A 10,653-nucleotide genomic window follows, 5' to 3' on the forward strand; every position below is an offset into this window, starting at 1 on the left:
AATCCATCGTGCAAAGAAAAAGACTGGATTGCTTCGTCGCTGCGCTCCTCGCAATGACGGAAGTGTGCGAGAGGACCTGACCATGACCCTAACCTACCCCATCGCCAGCAACGCGGCGCATCCGCCACGGTTGTCGCCAGGTTACAAGAGCACGGTCAAGCGATCGCCTACGAAGCCGCTGATCGTCATGCGTCACACGCTGTCGGAACTGACCGGGCCGGTCTACGGCCACGAGACCGTGCGCGAGAACGATCACGATCTCACCATCCAGCACAAGGCCGAGCCGCTCGGCGAACGCATCATCGTGCACGGCCATGTGCTGGATGAAGACGGCCGCGGCGTGCCGAATACGCTGGTCGAGCTCTGGCAGGCCAATGCCTGCGGCCGCTACATCCATGTGGTCGATCAGCATCCCGCCCCGCTCGATCCGAATTTTACCGGTGCGGGCCGCGCGAGGTCGGATGCGCAGGGCTATTACCGGTTCATCACCATCAAGCCCGGCGCCTATCCGTGGGGCAATCACCACAATGCCTGGCGGCCGGCCCACATCCACTTCTCGGTGTTCGGCCATGCCTTCGTCTCGCGGCTGGTGACGCAGATGTATTTCCCCGGCGACCCCCTGTTCGAGTTCGATCCGATCTTCAATTCGGTGCCGGACGAGAAGGCGCGGATGCGGATGGTGTCGTCCTTCGACCTGGAAAACACCCAGCCGGGATGGGCGCTGTGCTACCGCTTCAACATCGTATTGCGCGGGCGCGGCGCCACGCCGATGGAAACCAAATAGTGCAGGGAACCGTACAAGGAATAGTTCAAGCAATGACGACAAGTGGCGTGACACCCTCGCAGACCGTCGGTCCGTTCTTCAAATATGGGCTGACGCCTGATGGCCAATATGAATGGAACGACGCCTTTACCAGCAATCTCGTCACATCGGATGCATCGGGCGAACGCATCAGGATCGAGGGACGGGTGTTCGACGGTGACGGGCAGCAGGTACCCGACGCCATGCTGGAAATCTGGCAGGCCGATGCGCAGGGCCGTTTTTCCGATCCGCAGGACGCGCGGGCGCTGCCGAATTCGACGTTCAAGGGATTTGGCCGCTGCGGTACCGATCCGAACGGCGCTTTTGCGTTCGACACCATCAAGCCGGGCGTGGTGCCCGACCCCGACGGCAAGCCGCAGGCGCCGCATCTCCTGCTTGCGATTTTCGCGCGCGGCATGCTGCTGCATCTCTACACGCGGATTTACCTCGGCGGCGAGGCGACCAATGCCGCCGATCCCGTGCTGGCGCTGGTGCCCGCCGATCGCCAGGGCACGCTGATCGCGGCGCGCGAACCGGGCGCCGGTCATGCCGTCTATCGCTTCGACATCCGCTTGCAGGGCGACAACGAGACGGTGTTTTTCGATATTTAGCTTTTTCATTTAATGCCGCGAGACAAGGGTCACTGTGTCCGACCGTCAACCGTCGACGCCCCAGCGCTTTCTGACTGGGTTGATCGGAGCCCCGATCGCCCGGTCCGCCTCGCCGGCAATGCACGAGCGGGCCGCCGAGGCTTTGGGGGTGCGCTGCCACTATCAATTGATCGAGGTCGCGGGCGCCGATCGCGAGGCGTTGCGTAGCCTGCTCGACGGCGTGAAGCGGCTAGGCTTTGCGGGCGTCAACGTAACCTTTCCCTACAAGGAAGCGGTGGTCGATCTGCTCGACGAGATGTCGCCGAGTGCGACCAGGGTGGGCGCGGTCAATACCGTCGTGGTCCGCGATAACAGGCTGACCGGTCACAACACCGACACCACGGGTTTCGCCCGGGCGGCGCGCGACCTGGTTTCCGATTGCAAAACCGGGACCGTCGCTGTGATCGGGGCCGGCGGCGTCGGCAAAGCCATTGCGGTCGCGCTGGCGGAGCTCGGGATTGCCGAGATCCGAATATTCGACACCGATCCGGTCAAGGCCCGTCAACTCGCGGCACGTCTGCAGGCAAATGGCGGCATCGTCGCGGTCGACAGCATTCAGGACGCGCTTCGCGGCGCGGCCGGTCTGGTCAACGCCACCCCGGTGGGGATGCTGCCCAGCCTGGACAGCCCGGTTCCGGACCTGCTGTTGCATGACGGGCTGTGGGTCGCCGATGCCGTCTATTCGCCGCTCTGGACCCCGCTGTTGACGGCTGCGAAGGCCAGGGGTGCGCGTGTCATGACGGGCCGCGAACTTGCTATTTTTCAGGCCGCCGAGGCGTTCGAATTATTCACGGGCTTGACACCGTCCCTGATCGAGATGGGAAATGCATTTGACGGCGTCATCGCGACGGCAGGTTCTGCCTCGCATGCAGCGTAATAACGCAGCCAAACACAAGACTGCGGCAATCAATCGTGACAACGAGGGGGAAATCGAATGAAGCCAATGATCCTGGCGGGCCTGGTGTTCGGAACGCTCTCAACCGGGGCGGCCTTCGCCCAATCCGCCGCACCGATCAAACTGGCTGATATCGTGGAGTTGTCGGGCGGCGGGGCGACGGTGGGCGCCAACTGGAAGAACGGCATTGATCTCGCGATTGAGGAAATCAATGCCAAGGGTGGCATCCTCGGCCACAGGCTGGAAGTGACCCATGCCGATTCGCAATCCAATCCCGGGGTGGCGCGCGCGCAGGCCCAAAAGGCGCTCGACGGCGAGCCCTATGTGTTGCTCGGTCCCGGCTATTCCGGATCGGTGAAAGTCACCGCACCGCTCGCCGCCGAAGCCGGCATCGCGCAGATCATGGGCGGCGAGGCCGCTGAGCTGACGCGAGGAGGCAACAAGTTCCTGTTTCGCACCTCGTTCGGCCAGCAATCGTCGATGCCGAAAGTCGCGAAATACATCCATGACGAGGTGAAGGCGACATCGGTTGCCATCGTCTGGGTCAACAATGATTTCGGCAAGGGCGGGCGCGACGTCATCACCAGGGAATTCGGCCGCCTCGGCGTCAAGGTCGCGGCCGATATCTCGACCGAAGCGGGACAAGCCGATTTCGCCGCCGACGTCGCCAAGATCAAGGCCGCTGCGCCCGATGCCGTCTTCATCTACGTCAATGAAGAGGAAAGCGCGCGAATTCTGAAAGAGCTGAAACGCCAGGGTGTCACCGCGCCGCTGATCGGCGAAACCACGCTGATCGGCCAGAAGGTCGTCGAACTGGCGGGCGACGCCGCCAACGGCGCCCGCGGCCATGTCGGGCTGACCACGGATGCGCCGGTCGAACTCGTGAAGGCGTTCCGGGAAAAGTTCGTCAAGAAGTACAATTACGTTCCCGACCATAACGGCATCAAGGGCTATCTCGCGATCTACATGATCAAGGCCACCACCGAAAAGATGGGCAAGGTCGATCCCAAGGCGTTCGCCGACAATCTGCACGGACTGACCATCAAGGCCGCGGACCAGCCCGGCATCCTGATGGATGTGACCTTCGACCAGAATGGCGACATCGACCGCCAGGGTTTTCTGGTCGAGATTGTCGAAGGCAAGCAGGTGGTCAAACAGGTGCTGCCGAAGCTCAACTGAACCGCGGCGGCGTTTTTCCGCCGTGGTGCAATGACCGGTGAAGGCCGCGAGAAAGCATGTCCAATCTGTTCGACCTTCTGGTGGCCGGGCTCGCAACCGGAGCGATTTACGCGATCGTCGCGGTCGGGTTCACCTTGCTATGGCAGACCTCGCAGACCATCAATTTTGCCCAGGGCGAGTTCGTGATGCTGCCGGCCTTCCTGATGCTGGCGGCGATGCAGGCCGGCGCCCCGTTCTGGCTGGCGATCCTGATCGGCATTCTGCTTTCGATGCTGCTGCTCGGCCTCGGCTTCAAACTGCTGCTGGTCGATCCGATGCTGCGCCATGGCGTGCTGCCCTTGGCGATCGCGACCATGGCGCTCGCGATCGGAATCAAGGAAGCGGTGAAGCAGTTCTTCAGTGCCGAGGCCTCGCCGTTCCCCTCGATCGTGCCCGCCGGCGATATCTCGATCTTCGGCCATCCCGTGTCGCTGCAAAGCCTTGGGGTTCTGACGCTGGCTATTCTGGCCGTGATCGGTTTGACCGCGCTGCTCAACCGCACCTCGATCGGGCATCAGATGCAGGCGGCCGCGCAAAACCCGACCGCGGCGCGCATCATAGGCGTGCCGGTCGAGCGCATGATCCTGCTGACCTTCCTGATCAACGCCGTTCTGGTGGCGCTGGCATCGCTGCTGATCACGCCGATCTATCTGGCTAAATTTTCCAGCGGCGAGGTGCTGGGCCAGGCCGCCTTCATCGCGGCGATCGTCGGCGGCTTCAACCAGGTGCGCGGCGCGATCGCCGGCGGCCTCCTGATCGGCGTGGTCGACAACCTCGCGGCGGCCTACGTCTCGACGCAATATCGCGCCGCGATACCCTTGCTCCTGCTGATCGTCATCATCCTGTTCCGTCCGCAGGGAATCCTCGGCCGTCCCGAGGAGCGCACGGTATGACCGGCCTTCCCAGATACCTGCGAATCGCACTGGGCATCATCGTCATCGCCGGGCTGATCATCGTGCCGATGAATTTCAACCGTTACGGCCTGTTCATCCTGAGCCAGTGGGCTGTCATGACCATCGCCGCCATCGGCCTCAACCTGACGCTCGGCTATGCCGGGCAGGTTTCGCTGGCGCAAGGCGCGTTCGTCGGCATCGGCGCCTATGCGGCTGGTATCATGACCTCGCAGGGCCTGCCGCTGATCGCAGCGCTCGGCGTCGCGATCATTCTGTGTTTTGCGATCGGCTGGCTGCTCGGCTATCCGGCGCTGCGCGTGCAGCACCATTATCTGGCCTTCGTGACGCTGGCCTTCTCGACGCTGGCGTTTCTCGTGTTCCGCAACGAGGACTGGCTCACCAAGGGCATCTACGGCATCAGCAATATTCCCCGGCCGAACGTCTTCGGCTTTCCGACCAACCGGCCGCTGCCGTTCTACTATCTCTGCCTCGGTTCGCTCGGTATCGTCTCGGTCATGGTGTGGTGGCTGATCCGCTCGCCCTGGGGCCGCGCCTTCGTCGCGCTGCGCGAAAATCCGATCCGCGCATTGTCGCTCGGCATCGATACACGGCGCTACACGCTGATGGCGTTCGCGATCGGCTCGGCGCTGGGCGGCGTCGCCGGCACGCTATACGCGCCGCTGACGCAATATATCGATCCGGTGCCGTTCAATCTGTCGCTGTCGCTCGATCTGTTGATGATGGTGATCATCGGCGGCGCCGGCTTCTTCTTCGGGCCGTTCCTGGGCGCGATGATCGCGGTGCTGCTGCCGGAATGGCTGCGGTTCACGCAGGGCTATTATCTGATGCTGTACGCGACCGCCGTGATCCTGCTGCTGATCTATTCGCCATCAGGCCTTCTCGGCATCCTCGACCGCTTGATGGCGGAACGCCGCACCAGGACCGCCTCCGCGCTGCGCGCCGTCGCAAAATCCAGACTGGAAGCGGCGCCATGACTAAAGTGCTCGAAGTCAGCGACATCAGGAAGAATTTTGGCGGCATCACCGCGGTCGATGGCGTCAGTTTCGACGTCCAGGAGGGTGAGATTCTCGGGCTGATCGGCCCGAACGGCTGCGGCAAATCCACGCTGTTCAACTGCATTCTCGGCCAGCTCACCCCGAGCGGCGGCGAAGTGAAGGTCGACGGCAAGGTCGTCACGGGGTTGCGACCCTCCGCGCTCAATCGGCTCGGCGTCAGCCGGACTTTCCAGCTATTGCAGGTATTTCCGAAATTATCGGTGCGGGAAAATCTGATCCTCGCCGGCCAGGAACATCAGGGCAGCATGCTGTCGCGGCTGTTCGGTCCCTCCGATGCCGGATTGACTGACGCTGCCGATCAGATGATCGGCTTCTTCAAGCTCGATCATCTCGCCACCGAGCCCGCGGGTGGCCTGTCCTATGGCCAGCAGAAGCTGCTCGATGCCGCGATGGCCTTCATGGGCGGCCCGCGGCTGGTGCTGCTCGACGAACCCGCCGGCGGCGTCAACCTGACCATGCTCGCCGATCTCAGGGAGCGGCTGGCTACGATCAATCGCGAGAAGCGCGCCACCTTCGTGGTGATCGAGCACAATATGGAATTCGTGATGTCGCTGTGCTCGCGGGTCATGGTGATGGCCGAGGGCAAGGTATTGGCGATGGGACGGCCGGACCAAATTCGCGCCAACCCCGCCGTGATCGAAGCCTATCTTGGACACTAAGAACCTGGACACTAAGGATTTGGACATTGAGGACTTGGACATTGAGGATCAGGCCATGAGCGACACCATCCTGGATGTGCAAAACCTGGTCGGCGGCTACGGCAAGATGACGATCCTCAACGGCACCACCTTCTCGGTGCCGGCGGGATCGATCACCACCGTGATCGGACCGAACGGTGCCGGCAAATCCACCGTGTTCAAGGCGATTTTCGGCCTGCTGAAGCTGCGCGAAGGCAATGTCATCTTTGGGGGCCGCGACGTCACCGGTTGGAGCCAGCGCGATTTGCTGACGGCGGGCATTTGCTACGTGCCGCAAGGGCGCAATATTTTTCCGGAATTATCGGTGCGCCACAACATCAGGCTCGGCACCGCCGCCGCCGGACGTGACATCACCGATTTGCCGGCGCGGATCGAAGCCGCGCTCGATAGATTCCCGGTGCTGCGCAAGAAAGCGAACCAGCAGGCTTCGACGCTGTCGGGCGGCGAGCAGAAGCAACTCGAAATCGCCCGCGGGCTGCTGCTCGATCCCCAGCTGGTGCTGATCGACGAGCCGTCGATCGGCCTCTCCCCGCTGATGGTGCAGCAGACCTTCAATATCCTGAAGGAACTGCGCAGCCGCGGCGTCTCGATCCTGATGATCGAGCAGAACGCACGCTCCGCGCTCGAGATCTCCGATTTCGGCATCGTGCTGGAACTTGGTCAGACCCGTCTCGTCGACAAAGCGGAGCGCGTGCTCAACGACCCGCGCATCGGGCAACTGTTCCTGGGCGGCGCGATGGCGGAAGGCGCGGCATGATCCGGATCGCAGTGGCGCCCTGCTCCGCGGCGGCCTATTCCAGCACCGCATGTTCCGGCGCCGCCGATTGCTTGCGCAGCGCGGCCTTGCTGGAGCCGATCATGAGGGCCAGCGGGACGGCGCACAGCGTGATGATCATGACCATCTGATAGTCCAGCGAGAAGGCGATGATCTGCGACTGGATACCGACCAGCGCATCGGCGATGGCCCGGCCGCCGTCGGAATTGAGGTCGATCATGCCGCGCACATCCGGCATCTGCAGCGCGTGATTGAACGGATTGATGTGCTCCGACAGCACCGCATAGACGCGGCGCCCGCCCTCGGTCAGCTGCGCGATCACGATCGAGATGCCGATCGAGCTGGCGACGTTGCGCATCAGGGTCAGCATCGAGGTGCCGTCGGTGCGCAGATGATTGGGCAGCGTCAGGAACGCCACGGTAGAGAGCGGCACGAACACCAGCCCGAGGCCGAAGCCCTGCGCGACGCTGACGACGATGATGGTCGGCTGGTCGGTCTGGTCGGTCCATCCGGTCATGAAGAACAGCGACAGCGCCATCAGCGACAGCCCGCTGATGATCAAGGTCCGCGCCTCGATATATTTCATGAAGCGGCCGACCAGCATCATCGCGACGAAGGTGCCGCAGCCGCGGGTCGCCAGCAGCAGGCCCGCCGAGATGATGGGATAGCCGATCACGTTCTGTAAAAACGGCGACGACAGCGCCATGGTGGAGAACAGCACCAGCCCCATCACCGCCATGAACACGCAACCGCTGACGAAGTTGCGATCCCTGAAGATCGCAAACTGGATGAATGGCTTCGCGGTCGTCAACGAATGCGCGAAGAAATAATAGAAGCCGGCGATCGAGACGAAGATCTCGGCGATGATTTCGTTGGATTCGAGCCAGCCCAGCTGTTCGCCACGGTCGAGCGCCACCTGCATCGACCCGATGCCGACCGCGAGGGCCGCAAATCCGAACCAGTCGAACCGCAGCTCGCGATTCTGTCTGGTCTCGTCCATGAAGACCATCAGGCCGAGCACGGTGAAGATCCCGAACGGCAGGTTGACGAAGAACACCCAGTGCCAGGAATAGGTCTCGGTGAGCCAGGCGCCCAGCGATGGGCCCATGATCGGCCCCATCATCACGCCCATGCCCCAGATCGCCATCGCCTTGGCGCGTTCATGCAGCGCATAGGAGTCCAGCATCACCGCCTGCGACAGCGGCACCAGCGCCGCGCCGAACACGCCCTGCAGCAAACGAAACAGCACCATCTGGCTGATGTCCTGCGCCAGCCCGCACATCACGGATGCGACGGTGAATCCGGCCGAGCAGACGATGAAGATGCGCTTGCGGCCGAAGCGGTTGGCGATCCAGCCGACCGGCGCGGTCATGATCGCAGCGGCGACGATGTAGGAGGTCAGCACCCAGTTGATCTGGTCCTGCGATGCCGACAGGCTGCCTTGCATATAGGGCAGCGCGACATTGGCAATCGTGGTGTCCAGCGCCTGCATGATGGTCGCGGTCATGGCGCAGATCGTCACCATGTTGCGACGCAGGCCGGGAACCGCGATCGGGGCTGCGGCACTCGTCATGGCCGGCTAGTCCAGCTTTGCCGCCACCGCCGGCGCGAAGCCGAGCAGGGCAGCGAGCGAGCGGCGATGGCCGGTGTCGATCGTGGTATAGGCGCTCATGCCGGCCTTGAGCTTCTGGACGTCCTTGTCGTTGCTGTCGAAATAGATTCGCACCGGCACGCGCTGCACCACCTTGACGAAGTTGCCGGTGGCGTTTTGCGGCGGCAGGATCGCGAATTGCGCCCCGGTGCCGGGGCTGAGCGAACCGATAGAGCCCTTGAAGACGTGATCCGGAAACGCATCGACCTCGATCGAAACCGATTCGCCGACACCGATATAGGTGAAATCCGATTCCTTCAGATTGGCATCGACCCACGGGTTTGCGGTGTCGATGATGCTGAACACCGGCGTGCCGGCGGGGATGAAGCGGCCGAGCTGGATCTGATCGACCTGGGTCGCGATGCCGGCGATCGGCGCGCGCATCTCGGTGTGATCGAGATTGCGCTCGGCCTGCGCCAGCGCCGCCTTGGCCTGGGCATAGGGTGGAAACTGCTCGAGCGGCAAATTCGGATCGCCGAGCAACTGGGTTTTGGCGCTGGAAAGCTGCTGCTGGACGAACGCCAGTTCCGCTCGCACGGTCACCAGCGCGTTCGACGAATTGTCGAGGTCGAGCTGGGAGCCGAAATTTTGCTTGGCGAGCGCGGCCTTGCGGTCGACATCGCGCTGCTTCAGGTCGGCGGACTGCTGCATCAGGTCGCCCATCTGGCCATAGATCCTGATATTGGCCATCAGATTCTCATGGCTGGTCTTGGCTTGGGCCAGCGTCGCTTTGGCCTGATCGACGGCCAACTGAAACGGCACCGGATCGAGTTCGAACAGCAGGTCGCCCTGGTTGACCCGCTGGCCTTCCCGGACCACGACCTTTTCGATCTTGCCGGAAATGTCGGGCGTGATCAGAACCTTCTGCGCCCCGACATAGGCGTCGTCGGTGGTCACGTAGCGGCCGCCATTGAGATAGAACACCAGCCCCGCGATCACAGCGGCGAGCGGCAACACCACCAGCAACAGCGTGCGGCGATAGCGCCGCAAGGCCGCCATCAGCCGACGCCGCGGCTGCGCGGAAACCTTGTCTCTCGGCGCCTGCGGCGGATTGCCCTTTTGTTCGGGCGGAAATTTCAATACCGGATCAGCCAAAGCGCTGCTCCTTTCTCGGCGGTTCTCCGGCCGGATTTGCAATTGCGTTACGCACGTTTTCCTTGATGGTTTCCAGCTGGGCCAGCAGGCGCTGGGCGTCGGCCGGATTGATGCCTTCGAGCGCGGTCGCCGTCAGTTCGGAACGCAGCCCGCCCAATTTGCCGAGCAGCGGCCGCGCGGCCTTGCGCAGATAGAGCCGGTTGACGCGGCGGTCGGTATCGTCGCTGCGCCGCTCAATCCAGCCATTGTCGCACAGCCGGTCGATCAGTCGCGTCAACGTGATCGGCTGCATCTCCATGAGTTCGGCGAGTTCCGACTGCTTGAGGCCCTCGGTGCGTTCCACCTTGGCCAACACAGCCCATTGCGCGCGGGTAATGCCGTAGCGCGCGGCCTGCTTGTCGGCATAGGCGCGCACCAGCCGCTGCAATTCGCCAAGCGCGAACAGGAAGTTCATATCCACGGAACCGCGGGGCATCGAGGGTCGTCTCCATAAGCTATGGATATAATAAGCTAGCTTATGAATATTTCATGGCGGCTCATGGCAGATTATTGCAAGTTATTGGAAGACCTGCCCTGCTGACCGCACATGGCTGACCGGGGAACCCAGGAAAGGCGGCCTGAGGCACGCGAAAGCGGCCTGATGGCATTGGGGATTATCCGCCCGAATGCTACATTCGGCGGAAATGACACTGACAAAACCGACTTTTCCCGCCCCCGACCATGATCACGGCCGCTGCACCGCGGATGCGCTTATGCATGCCGAGCGGGTCTGCGAGCGGCGGGCGCAGAAATTCACGCCGATCCGCCGCCAGGTGCTGCAGGCGCTGTTGTCCAGCCACCGGCCGCTCGGCGCCTATGAGGTGATCGACGAACTCGCCAAATCGATGCCGCGGCCGGCGC

The 10,653-nt window shown here is 62.8% G+C and carries 11 protein-coding genes and 1 pseudogene; 9 read left to right on the forward strand and 3 right to left on the reverse strand.

Annotation, left to right across the window (positions count from 1 at the left end):
- Positions 1-82: 82 nt before the first annotated feature.
- The 8 genes from pcaH to ABR948_RS23465 are packed head-to-tail and all read left to right on the forward strand — an operon-like array spanning position 83 to position 6,989.
- A complete protein-coding gene (gene pcaH, locus ABR948_RS23430; RefSeq protein ID WP_428122645.1) occupies positions 83-784 on the forward strand; it encodes a protocatechuate 3,4-dioxygenase subunit beta in 702 nt (233 codons plus the stop codon).
- A 32-nt stretch (positions 785-816) separates the two neighbouring features.
- A complete protein-coding gene (gene pcaG, locus ABR948_RS23435) occupies positions 817-1,413 on the forward strand; it encodes a protocatechuate 3,4-dioxygenase subunit alpha (protein ID WP_428122647.1) in 597 nt (198 codons plus the stop codon).
- A 34-nt stretch (positions 1,414-1,447) separates the two neighbouring features.
- The gene (locus ABR948_RS23440; RefSeq protein WP_428122649.1) at positions 1,448-2,329 is read left to right on the forward strand and encodes a shikimate dehydrogenase; all 882 of its coding nucleotides are present in this window, start codon (positions 1,448-1,450) and stop codon (positions 2,327-2,329) included.
- A gap of 57 nt (positions 2,330-2,386) precedes the next feature.
- Positions 2,387-3,526 (forward strand): ABC transporter substrate-binding protein, encoded by a 1,140-nt coding sequence (locus ABR948_RS23445; RefSeq protein ID WP_428122652.1) that lies wholly within the window; start codon positions 2,387-2,389, stop codon positions 3,524-3,526.
- 56 nt (positions 3,527-3,582) lie between these two features.
- Positions 3,583-4,458 carry a branched-chain amino acid ABC transporter permease gene (locus ABR948_RS23450; protein WP_428122654.1) on the forward strand — a complete coding sequence of 292 codons (876 nt, stop codon included), beginning with the start codon at positions 3,583-3,585 and terminating at the stop codon, positions 4,456-4,458.
- Entirely contained in the window at positions 4,455-5,453 is a 999-nt protein-coding gene (locus tag ABR948_RS23455) for a branched-chain amino acid ABC transporter permease (RefSeq protein ID WP_428122657.1), read from the forward strand. The genes ABR948_RS23450 and ABR948_RS23455 overlap by 4 nt, the downstream gene beginning before the upstream one ends.
- The gene (locus tag ABR948_RS23460; RefSeq protein ID WP_428122659.1) at positions 5,450-6,193 is read left to right on the forward strand and encodes an ABC transporter ATP-binding protein; all 744 of its coding nucleotides are present in this window, start codon (positions 5,450-5,452) and stop codon (positions 6,191-6,193) included. Before ABR948_RS23455 ends, ABR948_RS23460 begins: the two co-directional genes overlap by 4 nt.
- A gap of 55 nt (positions 6,194-6,248) precedes the next feature.
- Positions 6,249-6,989, forward strand: a complete 741-nt coding sequence (locus ABR948_RS23465; protein WP_428122661.1) for an ABC transporter ATP-binding protein — start codon at positions 6,249-6,251, stop codon at positions 6,987-6,989.
- Positions 6,990-7,023: 34 nt separating this feature from the next.
- Here the strand turns inward: ABR948_RS23465 and ABR948_RS23470 are convergent, their stop codons facing one another.
- The 3 genes from ABR948_RS23470 to ABR948_RS23480 are packed head-to-tail and all read right to left on the reverse strand — an operon-like array spanning position 7,024 to position 10,228.
- Positions 7,024-8,580, reverse strand: coding sequence for an MDR family MFS transporter (locus ABR948_RS23470; RefSeq protein ID WP_428122663.1), 1,557 nt, complete (start codon positions 8,578-8,580; stop codon positions 7,024-7,026).
- Between the two features lie 6 nt (positions 8,581-8,586).
- Positions 8,587-9,753 (reverse strand): HlyD family secretion protein, encoded by a 1,167-nt coding sequence (locus ABR948_RS23475; RefSeq protein ID WP_428122666.1) that lies wholly within the window; start codon positions 9,751-9,753, stop codon positions 8,587-8,589.
- Positions 9,746-10,228, reverse strand: coding sequence for a MarR family winged helix-turn-helix transcriptional regulator (locus ABR948_RS23480; protein WP_428122668.1), 483 nt, complete (start codon positions 10,226-10,228; stop codon positions 9,746-9,748). Before ABR948_RS23480 ends, ABR948_RS23475 begins: the two co-directional genes overlap by 8 nt.
- A gap of 208 nt (positions 10,229-10,436) precedes the next feature.
- On the opposite strand from ABR948_RS23480, the pseudogene ABR948_RS23485 reads away from it, so the two are divergent.
- Positions 10,437-10,653 (forward strand): annotated as a pseudogene (locus ABR948_RS23485) (transcriptional repressor); the annotation flags it as partial.

This window comes from Bradyrhizobium sp. (assembly GCF_050014615.1).
In the GTDB taxonomy this organism is placed as follows: Bacteria; Pseudomonadota; Alphaproteobacteria; order Rhizobiales; family Xanthobacteraceae; genus Bradyrhizobium.

Bases quoted from the DNA above. Each gene is read 5' to 3' on its own strand.
- pcaH (WP_428122645.1), top strand. From the start codon at position 83: ATGACCCTAACCTACCCCATCGCCAGCAACGCGGCGCATCCGCCACGG.
- ABR948_RS23470 (WP_428122663.1), bottom strand. From the start codon at position 8,580: ATGACGAGTGCCGCAGCCCCGATCGCGGTTCCCGGCCTGCGTCGCAAC.
- ABR948_RS23480 (WP_428122668.1), bottom strand. From the start codon at position 10,228: ATGCCCCGCGGTTCCGTGGATATGAACTTCCTGTTCGCGCTTGGCGAA.
- ABR948_RS23455 (WP_428122657.1), top strand. From the start codon at position 4,455: ATGACCGGCCTTCCCAGATACCTGCGAATCGCACTGGGCATCATCGTC.
- ABR948_RS23465 (WP_428122661.1), top strand. From the start codon at position 6,249: ATGAGCGACACCATCCTGGATGTGCAAAACCTGGTCGGCGGCTACGGC.
- ABR948_RS23445 (WP_428122652.1), top strand. From the start codon at position 2,387: ATGAAGCCAATGATCCTGGCGGGCCTGGTGTTCGGAACGCTCTCAACC.
- pcaG (WP_428122647.1), top strand. From the start codon at position 817: ATGACGACAAGTGGCGTGACACCCTCGCAGACCGTCGGTCCGTTCTTC.
- ABR948_RS23460 (WP_428122659.1), top strand. From the start codon at position 5,450: ATGACTAAAGTGCTCGAAGTCAGCGACATCAGGAAGAATTTTGGCGGC.
- ABR948_RS23450 (WP_428122654.1), top strand. From the start codon at position 3,583: ATGTCCAATCTGTTCGACCTTCTGGTGGCCGGGCTCGCAACCGGAGCG.